General features: G+C 72.7%; 19 protein-coding genes. 14 read left to right on the top strand and 5 right to left on the bottom strand.

The features are described 5' to 3' along the window. Positions 1–60 precede the first annotated feature (60 nt). Both AMK18_RS26840 and AMK18_RS26835 read left to right on the top strand, forming a co-directional pair. Positions 61–1152, top strand: coding sequence for a nucleotidyltransferase family protein (locus AMK18_RS26840; RefSeq protein ID WP_073864804.1), 1092 nt, complete (start codon positions 61–63; stop codon positions 1150–1152). 90 nt (positions 1153–1242) lie between these two features. Further along, positions 1243–2226 (top strand): DNA-3-methyladenine glycosylase family protein, encoded by a 984-nt coding sequence (locus tag AMK18_RS26835; RefSeq protein WP_073864803.1) that lies wholly within the window; start codon positions 1243–1245, stop codon positions 2224–2226. A 129-nt stretch (positions 2227–2355) separates the two neighbouring features. On the opposite strand, the gene AMK18_RS26830 is transcribed toward AMK18_RS26835, so the two are convergent. The 3 genes from AMK18_RS26830 to AMK18_RS26820 are packed head-to-tail and all read right to left on the bottom strand — an operon-like array spanning position 2356 to position 5159. Beyond that, positions 2356–3666 (bottom strand): coenzyme F420-0:L-glutamate ligase, encoded by a 1311-nt coding sequence (locus AMK18_RS26830; protein ID WP_073864802.1) that lies wholly within the window; start codon positions 3664–3666, stop codon positions 2356–2358. Next, complete coding sequence (cofD, locus tag AMK18_RS26825) at positions 3663–4619, bottom strand: 2-phospho-L-lactate transferase (RefSeq protein ID WP_018103997.1); 957 nt, start codon at positions 4617–4619, stop codon at positions 3663–3665. The genes AMK18_RS26830 and cofD overlap by 4 nt, the downstream gene beginning before the upstream one ends. A 45-nt stretch (positions 4620–4664) precedes the next feature. Next, positions 4665–5159 (bottom strand): cysteine dioxygenase, encoded by a 495-nt coding sequence (locus AMK18_RS26820; protein ID WP_018103996.1) that lies wholly within the window; start codon positions 5157–5159, stop codon positions 4665–4667. Positions 5160–5871: 712 nt separating this feature from the next. Between AMK18_RS26820 and AMK18_RS26815 the strand changes: the two genes are divergently transcribed. The 3 genes from AMK18_RS26815 (at position 5872) to AMK18_RS26805 (ending at position 11875) form a co-directional block, all read left to right on the top strand. Next, positions 5872–6135 carry a WhiB family transcriptional regulator gene (locus AMK18_RS26815; protein ID WP_018103995.1) on the top strand — a complete coding sequence of 88 codons (264 nt, stop codon included), beginning with the start codon at positions 5872–5874 and terminating at the stop codon, positions 6133–6135. A 302-nt stretch (positions 6136–6437) separates the two neighbouring features. Continuing rightward, on the top strand, positions 6438–10325 hold the full coding sequence (locus tag AMK18_RS26810; RefSeq protein WP_073864801.1) for a glycosyltransferase: 3888 nt from the start codon (positions 6438–6440) through the stop codon (positions 10323–10325). Then, positions 10322–11875, top strand: coding sequence for a DUF5719 family protein (locus AMK18_RS26805; protein ID WP_073864800.1), 1554 nt, complete (start codon positions 10322–10324; stop codon positions 11873–11875). The genes AMK18_RS26810 and AMK18_RS26805 overlap by 4 nt, the downstream gene beginning before the upstream one ends. Positions 11876–11908: 33 nt before the next feature. Here the strand turns inward: AMK18_RS26805 and AMK18_RS26800 are convergent, their stop codons facing one another. Next, positions 11909–12337 (bottom strand): metallopeptidase family protein, encoded by a 429-nt coding sequence (locus tag AMK18_RS26800; RefSeq protein ID WP_026171636.1) that lies wholly within the window; start codon positions 12335–12337, stop codon positions 11909–11911. 321 nt (positions 12338–12658) lie between these two features. On the opposite strand from AMK18_RS26800, the gene AMK18_RS26795 reads away from it, so the two are divergent. From AMK18_RS26795 to AMK18_RS26760, 8 genes are all read left to right on the top strand, one after another. Beyond that, on the top strand, positions 12659–13036 hold the full coding sequence (locus AMK18_RS26795; RefSeq protein WP_018103991.1) for a DUF3499 domain-containing protein: 378 nt from the start codon (positions 12659–12661) through the stop codon (positions 13034–13036). Between the two features lie 61 nt (positions 13037–13097). Beyond that, positions 13098–14462 carry a phosphomannomutase/phosphoglucomutase gene (locus tag AMK18_RS26790; RefSeq protein WP_018103990.1) on the top strand — a complete coding sequence of 455 codons (1365 nt, stop codon included), beginning with the start codon at positions 13098–13100 and terminating at the stop codon, positions 14460–14462. A 309-nt stretch (positions 14463–14771) separates the two neighbouring features. Continuing rightward, the gene (locus AMK18_RS26785) at positions 14772–14954 is read left to right on the top strand and encodes a Trm112 family protein (RefSeq protein ID WP_018103989.1); all 183 of its coding nucleotides are present in this window, start codon (positions 14772–14774) and stop codon (positions 14952–14954) included. A gap of 63 nt (positions 14955–15017) precedes the next feature. Further along, positions 15018–16154 carry an SIS domain-containing protein gene (locus AMK18_RS26780; protein WP_018103988.1) on the top strand — a complete coding sequence of 379 codons (1137 nt, stop codon included), beginning with the start codon at positions 15018–15020 and terminating at the stop codon, positions 16152–16154. Between the two features lie 67 nt (positions 16155–16221). Beyond that, entirely contained in the window at positions 16222–17406 is a 1185-nt protein-coding gene (manA, locus tag AMK18_RS26775; RefSeq protein WP_073864799.1) for a mannose-6-phosphate isomerase, class I, read from the top strand. A gap of 87 nt (positions 17407–17493) precedes the next feature. Beyond that, positions 17494–18564 (top strand): cation diffusion facilitator family transporter, encoded by a 1071-nt coding sequence (locus AMK18_RS26770; protein WP_073864798.1) that lies wholly within the window; start codon positions 17494–17496, stop codon positions 18562–18564. Positions 18565–18832: 268 nt separating this feature from the next. Continuing rightward, entirely contained in the window at positions 18833–20290 is a 1458-nt protein-coding gene (gene ahcY, locus AMK18_RS26765; protein WP_073864797.1) for an adenosylhomocysteinase, read from the top strand. Positions 20291–20468: 178 nt separating this feature from the next. Beyond that, entirely contained in the window at positions 20469–21080 is a 612-nt protein-coding gene (locus tag AMK18_RS26760; protein ID WP_018103984.1) for a hypothetical protein, read from the top strand. 2 nt (positions 21081–21082) lie between these two features. On the opposite strand, the gene AMK18_RS26755 is transcribed toward AMK18_RS26760, so the two are convergent. After that, complete coding sequence (locus tag AMK18_RS26755; RefSeq protein ID WP_073864796.1) at positions 21083–21970, bottom strand: RDD family protein; 888 nt, start codon at positions 21968–21970, stop codon at positions 21083–21085. Between the two features lie 116 nt (positions 21971–22086). On the opposite strand from AMK18_RS26755, the gene AMK18_RS26750 reads away from it, so the two are divergent. Beyond that, positions 22087–23094, top strand: coding sequence for a stage II sporulation protein M (locus AMK18_RS26750; RefSeq protein WP_073864795.1), 1008 nt, complete (start codon positions 22087–22089; stop codon positions 23092–23094). The last annotated feature ends 421 nt before the right edge of the window (positions 23095–23515 follow it).

Here is a 23515-nt window from a genome sequence, read left to right as displayed (position 1 = left end):
CGGGGATGGGACAGCAGCTTCACACGACGCCCGGCCCCAGCAGGAAGCGAAGACAGTGCTGTGACAGAGGCAAAAGAAGCGATCCTCCTGGTCGGCGGCAAGGGAACCCGGCTGCGCCCGCTCACGGTGCACACGCCCAAGCCCATGGTTCCGGCGGCGGGCGTCCCCTTCCTCACGCACCAGCTGGCGCGTGCCCGGGCCGCCGGGGTCGAGCACATCGTCCTCGCCACCTCGTATCTCGCCGAGGTCTTCGAGCCGTACTTCGGCGACGGCTCCTCGCTCGGCCTGCACATCGAGTACGTCACCGAGCGCGAACCGCTCGGCACCGGCGGCGCCATCCGGAACGTCGCCCACCGCCTCGCGTCGGGCCCGGACGAACCGGTCCTCATCTTCAACGGCGACATTCTCACGGGGCTCGACATCCGAGCCCTGGTCACCTCGCACGCCGACTCCGGCGCCGATGTCTCCCTCCATCTGACCCGGGTCGAGGACCCCCGCGCCTTCGGCCTCGTGCCGACCGACGACACCGGCCGCGTCACCGCCTTCCTGGAGAAGCCGCAGACGCCCGAGGAGATCGTCACCGACCAGATCAACGCGGGCGCGTACATCTTCCGCCGCTCGGTCATCGACACCATCCCGGCCGGCCGCCCCGTCTCCGTCGAGCGCGAGACCTTCCCCGGCCTCCTCGCCGACGGCGCCCACCTCCAGGGCATGGTCGACTCCACGTACTGGCTGGATCTCGGCACCCCGCAGGCGTTCATAAGGGGCTCCGCCGACCTGGTGCTCGGCCGCGCGCCCTCCCCGGCGGTGCCGGGTCGCTGCGGCGACCGCCTCGTCCTGCCGACCGCCTCGGTCGCCTCCGACGCCAAGCTCTCCGGCGGTACGGTCATCGGCGACGGCGCGGTGATCGGCGCGGGCGCCCGGATCGACGGCTCCACCGTGCTCGCGGGCGCCGTCGTGGAACCCGGCGCGGTGATCACGGACTCCCTGGTCGGCGAGCGCGCCAGGATCGGCAGCCGTACGGTGCTGGCCGGCGCGGTCGTCGGCGACGGCGCGGAGGTGGGCGCCGACAACGAGCTCCGCGAGGGCGTACGCGTCTGGTGCGGGGCGCGCCTCCCGGACGCCTCGGTGCGGTTCTCCTCGGACGAGTGAGCGGGCCGGCCGCCCGGCCCGTACGCGGACCGGGTGGCCGGAAATCGCCGTACCCTCGACAGGCAGCCCCGACGACCGAGGACCTCTTCCGTGGCAGGACGATTCGCTCCCCGCAACGCCCGGCGCGCGCCCGTCCCGCACCAGGCGGCGGCCGTGCCCGTACCGGCGCCGCAGACCCGTGTCTGGACCCCGCCGGGCCCGCTCGACCTGAGGCTCGTCCTCGGCCCCCTGCGCCGGGGCCCCGCCGACCCCACGTTCCGGATGGTCGCCGACGGCTCCGTCCGCCGGTCCAGCCGCACCCCCGAGGGTCCCGGCACGCTCCACGTCGTCGCGCGCGACGGCCGGATCGAGGCGTCCGCCTGGGGGCCCGGCGCGGACTGGCTGCTCGACCAGCTGCCCACGCTGCTCGGCGAGGGCGACGACCCGGCGGCCTTCACCCCGCGCCACCGCCTCCTCGCCCAGACCCAGCACCGCCGCCCCGGCCTGCGGCTGCTGCGCACGGGCCTGGTCCTGGAGTCGCTGATCCCGTCGGTCCTGGAGCAGAAGGTCACGACGGACGAGGCGTACCGCGCCTGGCGCCTCCTGGTCCGCCAGTACGGGGAGCCCGCGCCCGGCCCGCAGGAGTTCGGCCTCTACGTCATGCCGGACGCCCGCACCTGGTCGCTGATCCCGTCCTGGGACTGGCACCGCGCGGGCGTCGACAGCAAGCGCTCGGCGACGATCCTGCGCACGGTCCGGGTGGCCCGCCGCATGGAGGAGGCGGCCGCGATGGACCTCCCCGACGCGCTGACCCGCCTCCAGGCCATCCCGGGCATCGGCCCCTGGACGGCGGCGGAAACCCTGCAACGCTCCAACGGCGCCCCGGACGCGGTGACGGTCGGCGACTTCCACCTCCCCGGCATCGTCGGCCACGCCCTGGCCGGCAACCGGAACGCGGACGACGAGGAAATGCTCGCCCTCCTGACCCCGTACGAGGGCCAACGCCACCGAGCGACCCGCCTGATCCTGCTCTCGGGCGCGACACCACCGAGGAGAGCGCCGCGCTTCCAGCCGAGGGACATCGCGCGGCTGTAGCGCTTTCGCGGGGCCGGGCCAAAACCAAGCCCGCAGAGGCGTGCGCGGCCGAGCACAATCAAGCCCGTCCGGCGATTGAGGACCGGGGTCCGGGGCAGAGCCCCGAAAACGCCCCGCGCCGCCGCTACCTCACCGCACGACGACGAAGTCCTCCGCGGCCCGCCCCACCCGCGGCCCGGGGGCCGCCACCGCGTGCCCCACAGCCACCGCCCCCAACGGGTCCCAGGACTCGGGCAGCCCCAAAACAGATCGCACCACATCCCGGCAGAACATCGTCGAGGACACCCACGCAGACCCCAGCCGCTCCCCGGCCAGCGCCACCAGGAAGTTCTGGATTCCGGCCCCCGCCGCGACCACGAACATGTCGCGCTCCGCGCCGTCCCGCCGCTCGTCCCCGTACGCGTGCGAACCGTCCATCACCATGCACGGCACCACCAGATACGGCGCCCGCCGCAGCACCTCGCCCCGCCGCACCCGCTTGGCGACCGACTCCTCGCTCTTGCCGTCGCGCCGCAGATCCGCGATCCACGCGTCGCGCATCGCGTCGAGCAGCCGGGTCCGCGACTCCGGGGACTCCAGCAGGACGAACCGCCACGGCGTCGTGTGGTGCGGCGCCGGCGCGGTCACGGCGGCGGCGACCGCACGCCGTACCGCCCCCGGATCCACCGGCTCATCCGTGAACTCGCGCACCGTACGCCGCTGCGTCACCGCCTCCCGGACCGCCTCCGAGGTCCCCAGCCGGAACATGTCGTCGGCCGCGACCCGGACCATCGCCCGGGCGCCCTGCCCGTCCGCCGCGTCCACGACGTGCCCGAGCCCGCGCACGACGGCGACGGGCAGCCCGTCCGTCTTGCCCTTGACCAGGTCACCCGCGGCGGCCAGCTCGTCGGCGGTGGCGATCACGGTCGCGTTCAGCGGATTGCCGTGCGCGTCCTGCCCGCCCCGCAGGTCGTCCAGCACCCGCACCCCCGCCGCACCGATGGCGACATCGGTCAGCCCGTTGCGCCAGGGCCGCCCGAAGGTGTCCGTGACGAGGACGCCGACCTCGACGCCGAGCTCCGCCCGCAGCCCTTCCCGGATCGCCCGGGCCGAGGCGTCGGGGTCCTCGGGGAGCAGCAGGACCGTCCCGGCGGGGGTGTTCGAGGCGTCGACACCGGCGGCGGCCATGACCAGGCCCTGCCGGTTCTCCACGATCCGCAGCGGACCGCGCCGCGCCACCACCCGTACCGTCTCGGCGTCTATGGCCGCCTCCCGGTCGGTGGCCTCGGTGATCCGGCCCTCCGCCTTGGAGACGATCTTCGAGGTGACGAGCAGGACATCGCCGTCCACGAGCCCCGGCTCGCAGGCCGCGATCAGCTTCGCCAGGTCGTCCCCGGGCCGTACCTCGGGCATGCCGGGCAGGGCCCACACCCGGTAGGAGGGCGCGTCGGCGGCGCTCACGCGCGGACCTCCCCGGCGAGGGCCAGCGCCTGCCGTGCCATCTCGGCGGTGGCGGCGACATCGGTCATCATCAGCGGTACGGACCGGCAGCGGATGCCCGCCGACTCCACCCGCTCGACGGCGCCCGCGTCCACGGTGTCGACCAGCCAGCCGTCGAGCAGCCCGGACCCGTAGTGCTCGGCGACAGCGGCGGCGGTCGACTCGACGCCCACCGCCGCGAGGACCTTGTCGGCCATCCCGCGCACCGGCGCGTCACCGACGATGGGGGAGAGGCCGACGACCGGCACCCCCGCCTCGGCGATGGCCTCGCGGATGCCGGGCACGGCGAGGATCGTGCCGACGGAGACGACCGGGTTGGACGGCGGGAAGAGAATGACGTCGGCCCCGGCGATGGCCTCCAGGACCCCGGGCGCCGGCTTCGCCTGCTCCGCGCCCACGGGCACGATCGCCCGCGCCGGCACGGAGGCCCGCAGCTTCACCCAGTATTCCTGGAAGTGCACGGCCCGGCTCTCGCCGTCCTCCTCGATCGCCACGTGCGTCTCGACGCGGTCGTCGGACATGGGCAGCAGCCGGACGCCCGGCTTCCAGCGGGCGCAGAGCGCCTCGGTGACGGCGCTGAGCGGATAGCCCGCGCCCAGCATCTGCGTACGGACGATGTGCGTCGCGAAGTCGCGGTCGCCGAGCCCGAACCACTCGGGGCCCACGCCGTACGCGGCGAGCTCCTCCTTGACCCGGAACGTCTCGTCGGTACGCCCCCAGCCCTGCTCCTCGTTGATGCCACCGCCGAGGGTATACATCACGGTGTCGAGGTCGGGGCAGACCTTGAGCCCGAACAGATGGATGTCGTCACCGGTGTTGCCAATGACCGTGATGTCCGCGTCGGGCGCGGCCTCCTTGAGACCCCGCAGGAAACGAGCACCACCGATACCGCCGGCCAGAACCACAATGCGCATGCAAACAGTCTGTCAGGAGCTCTGCGGCTATGGGACGGGGGTCTTTCAGGCTGTGGCAGCCGCCGGGGCGCACTGCGCGGCGTGCATCGGCATGTCGGTGAGGCCCGGGTAGTAGACGTGGAGGCTGACGGCCGGTTCCAGGGAGTCGTTGACGACCTCGTGGACGTAGCCGGGCGCGAAGACGCGCTGCGCGCCCGCGCCCAGCGTCCGCTTTCCCCGGTCCGTACGTTCGGTCAGCTCGCCGTCGAGCACGGTCAGGACGCCGGAGGACGGCCCGTGGTCGTGCAGCCCGCTGCTCTGCCCGGGAACCCAGCTCAGCAGCCAGACCTCGTAGCCGGGCCCGGTGCGCAGGCGGTGGTACCAGCGGGTGGTGGCGTCGTACCGGACGAGCGGTGCCCACCGGTCGCGGTCGGCGGCGATGGTACGGGCGAGGCCGACGAACTCCGCCACGGTGGAGGGGTGTTCGGGGGCGGGGCGAAGGAGGTGCTGGACCTCCAGGAGGTCGCCGGCGATCTGGAGGTCGCTGTCGCTGCTGTTCATGGGAGCGGTGGTTCCTCGGCGGGGTGCGAGTGCGGCGTGCGGTGCGGGGCTCGTCGCGAGGTCCGGGAGCGCCGGCGGCCGGAAAGCCGGTGGGGCCGGGCGGGGGAGGGGCGGGACGAGCGGTGCCGGGCCGGAGCGGAAGGGCTACGACGGCGTCGGCGGCATCAACAGCTGAGACAGCTGGAACAGCAACAGCGAGCCTGGACAGCGCTGCGGAACCCACGGGCGCGGGTCGCGTGCATCGCTGAGGTCACTGGCATGACATCAAGGAGAACCGGAGAGCCGCCCGGTGTCAACCCAATGCCCGGTTTGGCGGCAATGTTTCACCTCATCCGGTTACTCCGCCCGGAGAAAGGTTTTAGCGGCCTCCGGCGGGGACAGGTGGCGCAACAACCGCGCTGCCAAACGTGAGCGCGGCACCGTGACCCGAATGTGATCTTGGTCGCTTCAGTGATCGAATCGAAACGTGTCCGCGTCCGCAGCGGTTTGTCTCCATGACGGACGGGGGCGCGGTAGCGCCCATGGCATATGTCAGGTTTTTGGTGATTTGAACACTTACCGCATACGGTTGGTGCCGCAGGGTGAATACCGGGGCCAATAGCAGATCCGGGCTTGACCAGCCAGAGCTACACGCTTGTAATTTCACCCGTGTCGTTCGGCCGATTCGGTAACGGCCGCATCACGGGACGCAAGAGACAGACGAGGGGCGCACATGACCGAGCTGTTCCAGCAACTGCTGGTCGAGGACGCGGACGAAGAGCTCGGCTGGCAGGAGCGCGCGCTGTGCGCCCAGACCGACCCCGAGTCCTTCTTCCCCGAGAAGGGTGGATCGACCCGCGAGGCGAAGAAGGTCTGTCTCGCCTGTGAAGTCCGGTCCGAGTGCCTGGAGTACGCCCTCTCGAAGGACGAGCGGTTCGGCATCTGGGGCGGCCTCTCCGAGCGCGAGCGCCGCCGCCTGAAGAAGGCCGCGGTCTGACCGGTCCGGCAGACCCGGTCCGGCCCACCACGCACGACATCACGGCCCGCCTCCTGCACCCGCAGGCGGCGGGCCGTCGCCGTACCCGCGCAGCGCCGCCCTCACACCCCGGCACCCGGAAATCCGCGTCGGCCGCTACCCCCTCGCGCCCTCGTTCAACCGCTCCGCGCCACCCCGGTTATCCCTACCGTTAGTGTGGGGCCCCGTCCGAGACGCGCCAACGACCAGACAGAGCGCGCGTGTACACCGATGCAGCCCCCGGGGGGACGTCCCCCGGACCCGGCCGGAGGGCCCGTACCTCGATGTCCGTGCACAGCCAATCAACGGCGCCGTACGCGGCCGCCGCCGCTCCCGAGTTCCCCCGGCATGTCGTCACCGCCGTGCTCGTCTCCCACGACGGCGCACGCTGGCTGCCCGACGCGCTCGCCGGACTGCTCGGCCAGGAACGCCCCGTACAGAACGTCGTCGCCGCCGACACCGGCAGCGCCGACGACTCCGCGCGCCTGGTCACCGAGGCCCTCGGCGCCGACCGCGTCCTGCACCTGGCGCGGCGCACGAGCTTCGGCACCGCCGTGGACGAGGCGAGCCGCACGGCCGGCGTCCTCACCCCGGACGACCTGCCCTACCTGAAGCGGCCCAGCGGCTGGGACCCGGTCACCCGGACCTGGCGCGACGAGGCGTACGAGATGCCCGAGCTGCCGTACGGCGAGCCGGTGCAGTGGCTCTGGCTGCTCCACGACGACTGCGCGCCCGCGCCCGACGCCCTCGCCGAGATGCTGCGCGTCGTGGACAACGACCAGCACGCCGCGATCGTCGGCCCCAAGCTGCGCGGCTGGTACGACCGCCGCCAGCTCCTCGAAGTCGGCGTCTCCATCGCCAACAGCGGCCGCCGCTGGACCGGCCTCGACCGCCGCGAGCAGGACCAGGGCCAGCACGACCAGGTCCGCACCGTCCTCTCCGTCTCCACCGCGGGCATGCTCATCCGCCGCGACGTCTGGGAGGAGCTCGGCGGCTTCGACCGCAGGCTCCCGCTGATGCGCGACGACGTCGACCTGTGCTGGCGCGCCCACATGGCCGGCCACCGGGTGCTCGTCGCCCCCGACGCCGTCCTGCGGCATGCCGAGGCTTCCGCGCGGGAACGCCGCCCCATCGACTGCGCGGGCCGCAACGCCCGCCCGTCGCCCGACCGCCACCCCTCATCGGCGCGCTTCGCGCGGCGCGGTGCATCTCCGCACCGCGTCGACAAGGCGGGCGCCGTCTACACGATGCTCGTCAACGCCCGCGGCAAGAAGCTGCCCTGGGTGATGCTCCGGCTCGTCCTCGGCACCCTGCTGCGCACCCTCGCCTACCTCGTCGGCAAGGTCCCGGGCCAGGCCCTGGACGAGGTCACCGGACTCCTGAGCACCCTGTTGCGCCCCGGCCGCATCCTGGCCGCCCGCCGCGCCCGGGGGAAGGGCGCCGTCGACGCCGCCGAGCTGGGCGGCCTCTTCCCCGCACCCGGCGCCACCATCCGCGCCACCGTCGACCAGGTCGCCGGAAACTTCGGCGGCGGCTCCGACACCGACGGTTCCCGGCACGGCGCCGTCGAGTCCGGACCGGGCGGCGACGACGCCGACTACCTGGAGATCGACCAGTTCGCCCGGCTGAAGAAGGTCGGCCGCAAGCCCGGCCCGGTCCTCTTCGCGCTGCTCCTCCTGGTCTCCCTCGTCGCCTGCCGCGACCTCATCGGCGGCGGCGCGCTGGCCGGCGGCGCCCTGCTGCCCGCCCCCGGCGACGTCTCCGACCTGTGGGCGCGGTACGCGGACGGCTGGCACGCCGTCGGCACCGGCGGCACCCAGACCGCACCGCCCTACCTCGCCGTCATCTCCGCCCTGTCCGCGCTGTTCCTCGGCTCCACCGGCTTCGCGCTCACCCTGCTGCTCGTCTGCTCGGTCCCGCTCGCCGGACTCACCGCGTACTTCGTCACCCGCCCGCTGCTGCCCTCGCGACTCCTGCGGGCCTGGGCGAGCGTCGCGTACGCCTTCCTGCCCGCGGCGACCGGCGCCCTGGCGACCGGCCGCCTGGGCACAGCCGTCCTGGCCGTCCTGCTGCCGCTGATCGCGCGCACGGCCGTCTCCGCGCACGGCATGCGCGCCTCCGGCGACGCCCGCGGCAGCTGGCGCGCCACCTGGGCGTACACCCTGCTCCTCACCCTCGCCATGGCGTTCACGCCGATCGTGTGGCCGCTCGCCGTGGTCCTCGGCCTCGGCGTCCTGGTGCTGCGGCGCGGTGACATCACGGCGTACGCGCTCCGCTTCCTCGCCGCCGTCGGCACCCCGCTCCTGGTCCTCGCGCCCTGGTCGCTCTCCCTGCTGAGCAGCCCGTCCGCGTTCCTGAAGGAAGCCGGACTGGAGACCGGTACGGGCTCCGCCTCGGCCCTGGACCTCCTCGGCATCAGCCCCGGCGGGCCCAAGGCCGCAGGGGGCGTCCTGCTCCTCGGCATCGTCCTCGCCGCGCTGGCCGCGCTGCTGCGCGGGGAGCGGCAGTTCGCCGTCCGGACCGCCTGGGCGGCCGCGCTGGTGGCCCTCGCGTTCGCCGGGCTCGCCAACGGCTCCGGCTGGGCCGGTCCCGCGACGCTGGTCTACGGGGCCGCCCTCATCGCCGCCGCGCTCGTCGGCGCCGACGGCGCCCGCATCCGCGTCGCCGAACTCAGCTTCGGCTGGCGCCAGCCGGTCGCCGCCCTGATCGCCCTCGCGGCGGGCGTGGCCCCCGTGCTGGCCGCCGCCGGGTGGATGCTCGGCGGCGCGGCGGGCCCGCTGGAACGCCGCGACCCGGTCCAGGTGCCCGCGTTCGTCGCGGAGGAGAGCGGCACCCGCGACCAGCCGCGCACCCTGGTCCTGGGCGGCACCTCGTCCGCCTCCGTCGACTACACCCTCGTCCGCGGTTCGGGCGCCCGGCTCGGCGACGCGGAGCTGGCCGAGGCGCAGGGCGGCAACAGCCACCTCGACAAGGTCGTCGCCAACCTGGTCGCAGGCTCCGGCGCCGACCAGGGCAGCCAGCTCAGCGGCTTCGCCATCCGTTACGTCCTCGTGCGCGACGGAGCGCCCAAGCAGATGAGCCGGGTGCTCGACGCGACCCCGGGCCTGAGCCGGCTCAGCCAGCTCGACGGCAGCGCCCTGTGGCGGGTGGACCGGCAGGTCGCACGGATCATGATCGTCCCGTCCGCCGCCGGGGACGAGCCCCTTCCCGTGGGCTCCCAGCCGGTCGAGGCGCACACCAAGATCCCCGCGGGCGGCTCCGGCCGGGTGCTGCGGATCGCCGACGCGGCCGACCCCGGCTGGCAGGCCACGCTCGACGGCCGCGCGCTGACCGCCAAGACCGTCGACGGCTGGGCCCAGGGCTTCGAACTGCCCACCGAGGGCGGCACCCTGGACCTCACGTACGAGGAGCCCTTCACCCACACCGTGTGGGTCTGGGCGCAGATCGCGCTCGCCGTGGTCCTCGTGGTCATGGCCCTGCCCGGCCGCCGCCGCGAGATCGACGACGACCTGCCGGAGGAGGCCGAGGCGGTCGCCGCCGAACCGGTCGCCGGAGAGGGCCGCCGCGCCCGCAGGCTGCGCGCCGCCGCCCTGGCCGAGAGCGAGGCCGCCGAGGGCGGCCCCGAGCAGCAGGAGGCGGAGGGCGCCCCCGAGCTGGACGAGACCGGCGAGCAGCCCGCGTACGTTCCCGCCCAGCAGAGCCACGAAACCGGCCCGGCGGCCCCGGCCCAGGCCCCGGCCTCCGAGGACGACGACGACAACGTCTTCGTACCGCAGCAGCAGTACGGCGACTGGGACGACGGGCAGGGCCAGTACCAGGACCCGGCCTATCCGCAGTACCAGGACGGCGCTCAGTACCAGGACAGCCAGTATCAGGACGGCGCCCCGTACCAGGACCCGCAGTACGCCGAGGGGCAGCAGCAGCCGGACACCGGCGGCTACGACCCGTACGGCTATCCGCAGTACCAGCAGGGCCAGTACCAGGACGGCCAGTACGTGGGCCCCTACGACCCGCCCGCGTACGACCCGCAGTCCTATGACCCGAACGGGTACGGCCCCGAGGCCGGGCAGTACGGCGAGCAGCAGCCGTACGACCCGCAGAACCCCGAGAACACCGCCCCGGGCCAGAACCCGTGGCCGACCGGTAACGCATCGCGAGGCGAGTCCGAGTGAAGTCCACCAGCGCCCTGTCCCTCATCGCCGGAGCGGTCGCCCTGGCCGCCGTCACCGGGTTCGCCGCGCTCAACGAACCGTCGGGCGGCAGCACGGCCGAAGCGAGGACGGCCACCCGGCTGCCCGTCGAACGCACCAGCCTGCTCTGCCCGGCGCCCGGCCTCTCCGACCTCTCGGAGACGGCGTACACGGCCTTCACGCCGTCCGGCGGAAGCGGTGGCTCCGCCACGGCCGGCGCCGCCGAGCTCCTGTCCTCCGCGAAGGACGACGAGGCGAGCACCGACGACAAGTCCGATGACAAGGACAAGAAGGACAAGGACAAGAAGAGCAAGAGCAAGGCGGACAAGGCGGACAAGCCGGTGGTCTCCCTCAAGGAGCCCGGCAAGCCCGCCACCGGCAAGGCGTCGGGCTCCGACTCACCCGCCCTCATCGGCACCGCGACCGGCCGCCTCGCCCCCGGCTGGACCGCCCAGCAGACCACCACCATCGAGGCGGGCGACGGCCGCGGCCTGCTCGGCATCAGCTGCACCGTGCCCGACACCGACTTCTGGTTCCCCGCGGCGAGCACCGCCAAGTCCCGCGAGGACTACGTCCACCTCACCAACCCGGACGACACCGCGGCCGTCGCCGACATCGAGCTGTACGGCCCGGACGGCTCCCTCAAGTCCGACGTCGGCGAGGGCATCACCGTCCCGGCGGGCTCCGGCGTCCGGGTCCTGATCTCGACGCTCACGAGCAAGGCCGCCGACGACGTCACCGTCCACGTCACCACCCGTACCGGCAGGGTCGGCGCGGCCGTCAGGGCGGCGGACGACGAGACCGGCAGCGACTGGCTCACCGCCTCCGCCGAACCGGCCGGCACGGTCGTGCTGCCCGGCATCCCGGCCGACGCGACCTCGGTACGCCTGGTGGCCTTCGCCCCCGGCGACGACGACGCCGACCTCGGTCTGAAGCTGCTCGGCAAGACCGGCGCCGTCACCCCGGCCGGCCACGAGGAACTGCACGTCAAGTCGCACATGACCGCCGGAATGGACCTCAAGGACATCACCCGCGGCGAGGCGGGCTCGCTGATGCTGGTCCCCTCCGAGAAGGGCAGGGCCACCCCGGTCGTCGCCGCCCTGCGCGTGGTCCGGGGCAAGGGCGACAAGCAGGAGGTCGCCTACATCCCGGCGACCGCCCCGGTGGGCGCACGGGCGACCGTCGCCGACAACCGGTCCAAGGGCTCGGTCCTCTCCCTCACCGCCCCCGGCGCAGCCGCGACCGTCAAGGTCACGGCGTCGGCCGGCAGCGGCGGTGGTACGCCCGTCAGCAAGACGTACAAGATCGCGGCGGGCACGACCACGGCGGTCACCCCGCCCGTGCCGACGGGCCTCAAGGGCACCTACGCCCTGACGGTCGAGACCCAGTCGGGCGGCCCGGTGCACGCCGCGCGCACGCTCACCGAGACGGTGAACGGCATCCAGATGTTCACCGTGCAGACGATGCCGGACGACCGGGGCACGGTGGAGGTCCCGGCGGCCCGTCAGGACCTGTCGGTGCTGGACGACTGAGCGGGAGGGCGGGAGGGGCGGCCGAGAGGGCCGCTACTCCTGCCCGTAACGGGGATCGACGGACTCGGGCGCCAGTCCAAGCAGCTCCGCGACCTGCTCGACCACGATCTCGTGGACGAGCAGGGCGCGCTCGTCACGGCTCTTGGTGCGCAGCTCGACGGGGCGCCGGTAGACGGTGATACGGGCGGGCCGGCCCTTCTCGGCGGAGACCGCGGCACCCAGCGGAACCGTCTCCTCCGCCGTCTCCGGCACCTCCAGGACGACGAAGTCGACCTCCGCCAGCTGCGGCCAGCGCCGCTCCAGCCGCTCCACCGAGTCCTGGACGAGATCGCGGAAGTTGTCCGCGCGGCTCGTCGACAGCGGCACCTGCGGCGGGGCGACGGGCCCGCGCATGCCTCGGCCGTGTCGGTCCCGGCGCCGCGGACGCGGCTCGGACGGGCTGGGCGGTACGGAACTGTCCATCACCGACGCAGCCTAACCCCCGGCGGCCCGCCCGGCCGGAGGGCGAGCGCGCCCACGCCGCCCTGTCCGCTCTTGAGCGATCCGGCCACACCGGAGCCCGTTTCCGGCCCCGCTCGCGACCGCCGGGCCGACGCCTTGTGAAAGGTTCGCGGCCCGGCGATGACCGGAATCGTCGCCGTCAGGGCCCTCGCCCTCTCCTCCCGCGCAGGTCAGGGGAGTTGCCCGGGGGGCGCGTGTGCCGGACGTCACAGGGCGACACGGAGGGGTGAGCCGGGGGAGAGTCGTCGCAGCCCGCTCAAGAGTGCGGTACCGTCCAACATCGTGAGCCCTGTACGTCGCTGTTCGCGCACCGCGTGCGGCCGCCCTGCCGTCGCGACACTGACGTACGTCTATGCCGACTCGACTGCGGTCCTCGGCCCGCTCGCCACCTACGCCGAGCCCCACTGCTACGACCTCTGTGCCGAGCACAGTGAGCGGCTGACCGCGCCACGGGGCTGGGAGGTCGTCCGGCTCTCCGACCCGTCCGCGCCCAGCCGCCCCAGCGGCGACGACCTGGAAGCGCTGGCCAACGCCGTACGGGAAGCCGCGCGTCCGCAGGAGCGCGGCGACGGCACCCAGGGCGGCGGCCGCCGGACCGCCGACCCGATGGAGGTAGCCCGCAGGGGTCACCTCCGCGTCCTGCGCTCACCCGACTCCTGAGGGACCGCCGGCCGCCCGGTACGTTGGGCGGTCCGAAGCAACCCCCCTGGAGGACCGGCCCGTGACCGCAGACCTGTCGCAGCTCGTGAAGGCGTACGACGTGCGCGGAGTCGTGCCCGACCAGTGGGACGAGGAGCTGGCCGCACTCTTCGGGGCGGCCTTCGTCGAGGTGACCGGCGCGGACGCGATCGTGATCGGCCACGACATGCGCCCCACCTCCCCGGCCCTGTCCGGAGCGTTCGCCGGCGGCGCGGCGGGGCGCGGCGCCGACGTCACGCTGATCGGCCTCTGCTCGACGGACCAGCTGTACTACGCGTCCGGGGCGCTGGACCTGCCCGGCGCGATGTTCACCGCCTCGCACAACCCCGCGCAGTACAACGGCATCAAGATGTGCCGGGCGGGCGCGGCGCCGGTCGGCCAGGACACGGGCCTGGCCGAGATCCGCGCGCTGGTGGAGGAGTGGTCCGAGAAGGGCGCCCCCGAGCCGGTCGCGACCCCGGGGACGGTCACCGGGCGCGACACCCTCACGGACTACGCCGCCCATCTGCTCTCCCTGGTGGACCTGACGGCGATCCGCCCCCTCAAGGTCGTCGTGGACGCGGGCAACGGCATGGGCGGCCACACCGTCCCCACGGTCTTCGCCGGACTGCCCGTGGACCTGGTCCCGATGTACTTCGAGCTGGACGGCACCTTCCCGAACCACGAGGCCAACCCGCTGGACCCGAAGAACATCACGGACCTCCAGGCCCGCGTACTGGCCGAGGGCGCCGACCTGGGCCTCGCCTTCGACGGCGACGCGGACCGCTGCTTCGTGGTGGACGAACGGGGCGAAGGCGTCTCCCCGTCGGCCATCACCGCCCTGGTCGCCGCCCGCGAACTGGCCCGCAACGGCGGCCGGGGAACGATCATCCACAACCTGATCACCTCCCACTCCGTCCCCGAGGTCGTACGCGAACACGGCGGCACCCCCGTCCGCACGAGGGTCGGCCACTCCTTCATCAAGGCCGAGATGGCCGCCCACGGCGCGATCTTCGGCGGCGAGCACTCGGCCCATTACTACTTCCGCGACTTCTGGAACGCCGATACGGGCATGCTCGCCGCCCTCCACGTACTCGCCGCCCTCGGCGGCCAGTCGGCCCCCCTCTCGGCCCTGGTCGCCCAGTACGACCGCTACGCCGCCTCCGGCGAGATCAACTCCACGGTGGACGATCAGCAGGCCCGCACGGCAAAGGTGGCAACCGCCTTCGCCCACCAGGAGAACGCCACCACGGACACCCTGGACGGCCTCACGGTGACCACCCCCACCTGGTGGTTCAACCTCCGCCCGTCCAACACGGAACCCCTGCTGCGCCTGAACGTGGAGGCGAAGGACGAGGAGACGATGGCCAGGGTGAGGGACGAGGTACTGGCCCTGATCCGCGCATAGAGCCCGCCCGCCTGCGCAATATCCAGCCCCTCCGGCGTTTGAGGAGCGGGGTCCGGGGCGGAGCCCCGAAACCGGGCCCAGGCGCGCAACCCAGCCCCTCCGGCGCTTGAGGAGCGGGGTCCGGGGGCAGGGCCCCGGTTTCGGGAAGGGGCGGGTAGGGGAACAGGCCCGCCGCAGGCGCACCCCACCCGCACCGCAACGCACCACAGACCACCCCGCCCCCACGACACGCACCCCACCCCACCCCAGCGGTAGGCTGACCCCGCCCCCCAAAGGGCCCCAACAACAGACCGCCCGAAGGGAAACCCCATGCCGCTCGAAGCCGGCCTCCTGGAGATCCTGGCCTGCCCCGCCTGCCACGCCCCCCTGGACGACCAGACGGCAGCCGACACCCCGGAACTCATCTGCACCGGCACCGACTGCGGCCTCGCCTACCCCGTCCGGGACGGCATCCCCGTACTCCTCGTGGACGAGGCCCGCCGCCCCGCGTAACCGGCTCAACCGGCGAAAGCGGCCCGAAGCGGCCGCCCCGCACCCGCACCGGAGGACCGCCCCATGCTCGACGAGTCGTTGCTCGACGCCCCCGACGCCCTGGCCCGAGCCGACCGCCGCGACCTGCTCCGCGGCGCCGCCGAGGCCGGGGCCCGGGTCCGCACCGCCGCCCGCCACGCGACGGAGGCCGGGATCACCGAGCTGAAGGCGGAGGGCCGCCCCCGCGCCGTCCTCGTCGCGGGCCCCGGCACCGCCGCGACCGGCGTCGCGGACCTGATCGCCGCGCTCGCCGGCGCCTCCGCCCCGGTCACCCGCATCCCCCCGACCGGCGTCGCCCCCGCCCCCGGCGCACTCCGCTGGACCCTGCCCGGCTGGGCCGGCTCCGTGGACCTGCTGCTCATCGCCACGGCGGACGGCTCCGAACCGGGCCTCGCCCTCCTCGCGGAGCAGGCGTACCGCAGGGGCTGCACGGTCGTGGCCGTCGCGCCCCTGCGTTCCCCGCTGCGGGAGGCGGTCCACGGGGTGCACGGCCTCGTCGTCCCGATGGCCTCCGCCCCGCACGGCGAGTACGACGCCGAGACCTCGGCCGCGGGCCCCGGCACCCTCTGGGCCCTGCTCACCCCGCTCCTCGCCCTGCTCGACCGCGTCGGCCTGGTCACCGCCCCCGCCGACGTGCTCCAGAGCGTCGCGGACCGCTTGGACCGCACGGCGGAGCGCTGCGGCCCGGCCATCGCCACGTACAGCAACCCGGCCAAGACCCTCGCCGCCGAACTCGCGGACACCCTCCCGCTGATCTGGACGGAGGGCGAGGCGGCCGGCCCCGTCGGACGCCGGTTCGCCGCGGTCCTCTCGGAGCTCTCGGGCCGCCCGGCCCTCGCCGCCGCACTCCCGGAGGCGCTTCCGGCCCACGGCGGCCTGCTGGCGGGCGCCTTCGCCGCGGGCGCGGACCCGGACGACTTCTTCCGCGACCGCGTCGAGGAGTCGGAGCCCCTGCACGCCCGCGTGGTGCTGCTCCGCGACCGCCCGACCGGCGGCCTCAGCGCCGCCCCCGCCGCCCGCGAACTGGCCCTCGGTCACGACACCGCGATCAGCGAGCTCGAACCGGAGGAGGGCAGCACCCTCGAATCCCTCGCGGAACTGCTCGCCGTCACCGACTTCGCCGCGGTCTACCTGTCGCTCGCCTCGACGGCCGGTGCCTGAACACCCCGTACAACGTCAAGACAGCGCGGCGACACCGCACCGCACACAGCAACACAAGGACTGATCCATGGACCGGCTCTCCAACACCGTGCGCCCGTATGCCTGGGGCTCGACCACCGCGATCCCCGCCCTGCTGGGCGTCGCCCCCACCGGCGAGCCGCAGGCGGAGATGTGGATGGGCGCCCACCCGGGCGCCCCTTCCCGGATCGCCCGCACCGAAACCGGCACCGCCTCCGCCTCCGCCGAGCAGTCCCTCACCGACGTGATCGACGCCGACCCGGCCCGCGAACTCGGCACGGCGACCGTCGAGAAGTTCGGCCCCCGCCTGCCCTTCCTCCTCAAGCTGCTCGCCGCGGGCGCCCCCCTCTCCCTCCAGGTGCACCCGAACCTGGACCAGGCCAAGGCGGGTTACGCGGACGAGGAGCGCCGGTCCGTCCCGATCGACGCCCCCCACCGCACGTACAAGGACGCCAACCACAAGCCCGAGCTGATCTGCGCGCTCACCCCCTTCGACGGCCTGTGCGGATTCCGCCGGCCCCTGGAGGCGGCCGAGGCGATGGAGGGCCTGGGCGTCGACTCCCTCAAGCCGTACGCGGACCTGCTCCGCGCCCAGCCCGAGGAGGCCGCCCTGCGCGAGGTACTGACGGCGATCCTCACCGCGGACCCGGACGAGATGGCCGAGACGGTGACCGCCGCCGCGGCCGCCGCCGAACGGATCGGCGGCGCCTACGCCCCGTACGCCCGCATCGCCCACCACTTCCCCGGCGACGCGGGCGTCATCGCGGCCATGCTGCTCAACTACGTGCGGCTCCAGCCCGGCGAGGCGCTGTTCCTCGGTGCCGGCGTCCCGCACGCCTACCTCGACGGCCTCGGCGTCGAGATCATGGCCAACTCGGACAACGTGCTGCGCTGCGGCCTGACGCCCAAGCACATCGACGTCCCCGAACTCCTGCGCATCGTCCGCTTCGAGGCGACCGACCCGGGCATCCTGCGCCCGGAGGCCTCCCCGTCGGGCGAGGAGCTGTACGAAACGCCGGTGGACGAGTTCCGCCTCTCCCGCTTCGACCTGTCACCCGGCGCCGCCCCCGCCGACCTGACCGCGCCCACCCCGCAGATCCTGCTGTGCACGGCGGGTGCCCCGAGCGCCGGCGACCTCGCCCTCGCACCCGGCGAATCGGTCTTCGTACCGGCCGGAGAGCGGGTACATGTGTCCGGAGCGGGCACCCTGTTCCGTGCGACAGTGGTGGCCTGACGCACCGTCCGTGACGACGGCTGCAACAATGTGCCGCCACACCGCGGCCGTCGGAGCCGCAGACCGAAGAAGGGACACCAGGCACCCATGAGTGCGTCAGGCGGAACCAAGGCGATCGTGGCGGCACTCGGCGCCAACCTCGCGATCGCAGTGGCCAAATTCGTGGCGTTCCTGTTCAGCGGCTCCTCGTCGATGCTCGCGGAGAGCGTCCACTCGCTCGCCGACTCCGGCAACCAGGGCCTGCTGCTCCTCGGCGGCAAGCGGGCCCAGCGCGAGGCCACCCCGCAGCACCCCTTCGGCTACGGCCGCGAGCGCTACATCTACGCCTTCCTCGTCTCCATCGTCCTGTTCTCCGTCGGCGGCATGTTCGCGGTCTACGAGGGCTACGAGAAGATCCGCCACCCCCACGAGCTGGAGGCGTGGTACTGGCCGGTCGGCGTCCTGGTCTTCGCGATCATCGCCGAGGGCTTCTCCTTCCGTACGGCGATCAAGGAGTCCAACGAGACCCGCGGCTCGCTCAGCTGGACGGACTTCATCCGCCGCGCGAAGGCCCCCGAACTCCCCGTCGTGCTCCTCGAGGACTTCGGCGCGCTCATCGGTCTGGTCCTCGCCCTCGGCGGCGTCGGCCTGGCCCTTGGCACGGGCAACGGCGTGTGGGACGGCATCGGCACCCTGTGCATCGGCATCCTGCTGATCACCATCGCGCTCGTGCTGGCCGCCGAGACCAAGTCCCTGCTCCTCGGCGAGGCCGCCGGTGCCGACCAGGTCGAGAAGATCAAGGCCGCGGTCGTCGACGGCGACACCGTCACCGGCATCATCCACATGCGCACCCTCCACCTCGGCCCGGAAGAGCTGCTGGTGGCCGCCAAGATCGCGGTCCAGCACGACGACACCGCCGACGAGGTCGCCAACGCCATCAACGCCGCCGAGTCCCGCATCCGCGCCGCCGTCCCGATCGCCCGGGTGATCTACCTGGAGCCGGACATCTACAACGCGGCGGCGGCAGCGGCCGGCGTCAACCCGGCCAAGGCCCCCGGCGGCACCCACACCACCCCCGGCCCGGAGGCCCCCGAACCGGGCGCCGCCGAGCCGGACGCCGAGGCGGCCGACACCCCGGCGGGCACGGAGGACTCCGGCCCGACGGAATCCGGCCACTGACCGCACCGGACCCGCCATCGCGCACCCGACACAGCCGCTCCCGCCCCGGACCCGCCCCGGTGGACTGGGAGCGGCTGCGCCGTTCGGTGTAGATTCGACGGCAGTGTCAGACGTCGCTGCTGATGGCGGTCGATCGGTCCGTACGCCGGACCGGCCGAGGGAGAGAGGGCCTCCGACGGACTGCGCTGCGAGCGCCCGGGCATTCGTGTGCCCGCCGCCGCAGAGCCGCCCTACCCACCCTCGACTCCACAACGAGGAGCAGCCCGTTATGACGACGGTCGCCAACCGACAGGACTTCAAGGTCGCCGATCTCTCCCTCGCCGCTTTCGGGCGCAAGGAGATCACCCTGGCCGAGCACGAGATGCCCGGCCTGATGTCGATCCGCAAGGAATACGCCGCCGCGCAGCCGCTGGCCGGTGCCCGCATCACCGGTTCGCTGCACATGACCGTGCAGACCGCCGTGCTGATCGAGACCCTGGTCGCCCTCGGCGCCGAGGTCCGCTGGGCCTCCTGCAACATCTTCTCCACCCAGGACCACGCGGCCGCCGCGATCGCGGTCGGCCCGAACGGCACCCCCGAGGCCCCCGCCGGCGTCCCGGTCTTCGCCTGGAAGGGCGAGACGCTCGAAGAGTACTGGTGGTGCACGGAGCAGGCCCTGACCTGGCCGAACACCCCCACCGGCGGCCCCAACATGATCCTGGACGACGGCGGCGACGCCACGCTCCTGGTCCACAAGGGCGTCGAGTTCGAGAAGGCCGGTGCGGCCCCGGACCCGGCGACGGCGGACAGCGAGGAGTACGCGCACATCCTCACGCTCCTCAACCGCACGCTCGGCGAGTCCCCGCAGAAGTGGACGCAGCTGGCCTCCGAGATCCGTGGCGTCACGGAGGAGACCACCACCGGTGTCCACCGCCTGTACGAGATGCACCGCGACGGCACCCTCCTCTTCCCCGCGATCAACGTGAACGACGCGGTGACGAAGTCGAAGTTCGACAACAAGTACGGCTGCCGCCACTCCCTGATCGACGGCATCAACCGCGCCACCGACGTCCTGATCGGCGGCAAGACCGCCGTCGTGTGCGGCTACGGCGACGTCGGCAAGGGCTGCGCGGAGTCCCTCCGGGGCCAGGGCGCCCGCGTGATCATCACCGAGATCGACCCGATCTGCGCCCTCCAGGCGGCCATGGACGGCTACCAGGTCGCCACTCTCGATGACGTCGTCGCGCAGGCCGACATCTTCGTCACGACGACGGGCAACAAGGACATCATCATGGCCTCGGACATGGCCAAGATGAAGCACCAGGCCATCGTCGGGAACATCGGTCACTTCGACAACGAGATCGACATGGCCGGTCTGGCGAAGATCGACGGCATCGTCAAGGACGAGGTCAAGCCGCAGGTCCACACCTGGACGTTCCCCGACGGCAAGGTCCTCATCGTCCTCTCCGAGGGCCGCCTGCTGAACCTGGGCAACGCCACCGGCCACCCCTCCTTCGTCATGTCCAACTCGTTCGCGGACCAGACGCTGGCCCAGATCGAGCTGTTCACGAAGCCCGAGGAGTACCCGACCGACGTCTACGTGCTGCCCAAGCACCTGGACGAGAAGGTCGCCCGTCTCCACCTCGACGCCCTCGGCGTCAAGCTGACGACCCTTCGCCCGGAGCAGGCGGCGTACATCGGTGTCGAGGTCGACGGCCCGTACAAGCCGGACCACTACCGCTACTGATCGCCTGACCGGCCCGGAACCGGCCGGACCTCGAACGGTCCGGCCGATCCGGTCCGGCACGGGGCGCTCAGCGCGGCCCGGACCGACCAGCAGCAGTGACGAACGCAGGCCCCCGCACCCCCGTGTCGGGGGCCTGCGCCGTACCGCACCCGCACGAGCCGAGGACTCGAAGGACCCCATGCCCCGCGGCCGATATTCGCTCCACGACGTCCACGACCACACCCCTCTCGGCGAAGAACACTTCCACTGCGCGCCCGGCCCGTCCGGCTGGCGCTACATCTCCCAAACGACCGCCCCGTCCGGCAGTCACCTGGGATCCGTCGACCTCACCCTCGATGAGCTCGGCCGCCCCCTCCGACTCGAACTCCATTCCGCCGACTGGCAGGTCCGCGGTGCCGCCCTGGAGGGCCTCACCTGGGTCCGTACCGACCCGACGGGTACGCACGCCACCGAAGGCAATGTCCGCGCCCATGCCTTCAACGGCACGTCCCCCGCATTCCTCGTCGCGACCGCTCGTCTGCTGCGCCTCACCCCCGCTTCCCCCGAGACCCGCGTCCGGGTCGTCACCTTCACGGACCCGGTCCTCGCCCCCCGTACCCTCGACCAGTCCTGGGCCCTGGTGAACAGTGAAGCGCACCCCACTGACAACGGCCCCCTGACGGTGGACGAATACCAGGTCAGCGCCCTGGACACGGGCGAACGGCACACGATCCACCTGGCCGGCGACGTGGTGCTCTCCGCCCCCGGCATCGAGCTCGAAGACCTGGAATCCCCACCCTCCGACCGCTGACCTCAGGCCGGCGGCACGAACCCGGTGGCAGGCGGACGCCCCGCCCCCTCGTCGGCCGTACCGGCACCAGGGCGTACGGCATCCTCGACCGTTCGTACGCGGACTTGAGGCTCGGGTGCGATCCGCGTCTGCCCGGCATGGGCGACCTGCCACGCCCTTTGCGCGTCCCGCACCTGCCGCTCGTGCACCACGGCGGCCAAGTAGGCGGCGGCCGGGACGCCCGGCGGGGGCGGAGCTCCGGTGCGTGCGGCGACCTCCACACCGAGCCGTTCCGCCATGGTCCTGCCCACGGTGGCGTCGAGCTGATGCATCCGCGTCAAGTACTGCCGTACCGCGAGCCACAGCTCATCCGGAACCGCCGACAGGTCAAGCCCGGCGAACCGCCCGACCAGCCACGGCGGAGGCGGCGGAACGGCCGTGGCCCGCCCCGCCGGCACCCGTTCCCGTACGACCAGCGTCCCCGCGAAGACGTCCCCGAGCCGCCGGCCACGCGCCGAGACCAGCGACGCGACGACGGCGACGACCCCGAACGTCATCAGGATCTCCACGACCCCCATCGCCCCGCGCACGAGGGCGTGACGGAACCGGATGGGCCCTCCGTCGTCCCGCACGACCCGCAGTCCGCACGCCAGCTTCCCCAGCGAACGGCCGTGGCTCAGCGTCTCGACCGCGATCGGCCCATCCACCGGGACCAGCAGAAAGGCGGCGACGGACACCGCGGCCCAGGCAGCGTCGTCCAACGAGCCACTGGCGAACGCCAGCCCCAGCGCCACCAGACCGAAAGCCGCACCCACCACGACCAGATCGATGGCCAGCGCCAGCGCACGGCTCGGCAGCTTCGCCAGCCGGAGCCCCAGCACCACCGCGTCCCCGGTCACGAGTTCACTCATCGCCCCACCCCTCGTCCGCAGGCCCCTGCCCGGCGGCCCCACAGTCTGCCAAGCTGACCCACGACGCCACAGCCGTACGACCCGGTACGCACCCATGCCTGGAGCAGCCGCCGCCCATGGACCTCGATGTCTTCGTCCACACCCACCGCGTCGAGTGGGACCGGCTGGACCACCTCCTGCGCCGAGGGCGCCGGCTGACGGGCGCGGAGGCCGACGAACTGGTCGACCTCTACCAGCGCACGGCGACCCATCTCTCCCTCATCCAGTCCAGCGCCTTCGACCCCCTGCTCGTCGCGCGGCTCACGCAGCTGGTCGCGCGCGCCCGTGCCGTGGTGACCGGCACCCGCAGCGCGTCCTGGCGCGACGTCGCGCGGTTCCTCACAGCGGGATTCCCGGCCGCGGTCTACCGCTCCCGGCATTGGTGGATACCGACCGCCGTCCTCTCGACGCTCCTGGCCGCGCTGATGGGCTGGTGGATCGGCACGCATCCGGAAGTCCAGTCGGCCATCGCGGCCCCGGAGGATCTGCGCCGCATGACGGTCCCGGGCGGCGAGTACGAGACGTACTACTCCAGCCATCCGGCGACCTCCTTCGCCGCCCAGGTCTGGACGAACAACGCGCAGGCCGCCGCCATGTGCCTGGTCCTGGGCGCCTTCCTCTGCGTGCCGGTGCTCTGGGTCCTCTTCGTGAACGTGGTCAACCTGGCGGTCGGCATCGGCCTGATGTCCTCGGCGGGCCGCCTCGACACGTTCCTGGGCCTGATCCTTCCGCACGGGCTGCTGGAGCTGACCGCTGTCTTCGTCGCCGCCGGCACCGGTCTGCGTCTCGGCTGGACCGTCATCGACCCGGGCCCGCAGACCCGTCGTGCGGCCCTGGCACAACGGGGACGCGCCGCGCTCGGCATGGCCATCGGCCTGGCGCTGGTGCTGTTCGTCTCCGGCGTGATCGAAGCCTTCGTGACCCCGTCCGGCCTGCCGACCTGGTCCCGCATCTCGCTGGGCACGGGCGCCGAGCTGCTGTTCCTTCTGTACGTCTACGTGCTCGGCGGACGCGCGGCCCGCGCCGGCGAGGCGGGCGACCTGGATACAGTCGAACGAAGCGCCGAGGTGCCGACCGCCGCCTGATGTGCATCCGGCGTCGCTGACCTGCTAGTCTCCTCCTCGCCCCAAAAAACCATTGACACGGCGAAGTGGGGGAGGTAGATTTAAACGGTTGCCTCGAACTAGACGGTTCGGGTTCAACCAGCTAATGTCTATCTCGCTCTCACCGGAAATCGAATTTCCGCAGAGCCATTCGATTCCCACCTTCTGAAGTTGAAGCCGATTAGGTTCGGTCGAAAAGCTTCTGATAAAGTCGAATCAGCCGAAAGGCAAGGCCACTTCAACGGCCGCCGGAATCAAATTCGAACCGGAAACGGAACGAAATGAGTCTGGTAAGGTTGAAACCGCCGAAAGGCAAAAAGAAAGGCCCGCTTCGACCGGGAATCGGACACGAAAGAGTCTGGTAGAGTCGGAAACGCAAGACCGAAGGGAAGCGCCCGGAGGA

The organism is Streptomyces sp. CB01249 (assembly GCF_001905735.1).
Taxonomy (GTDB): domain Bacteria; phylum Actinomycetota; class Actinomycetes; order Streptomycetales; family Streptomycetaceae; genus Streptomyces.
This window is presented reverse-complemented; position numbering and strand designations above follow the sequence as displayed.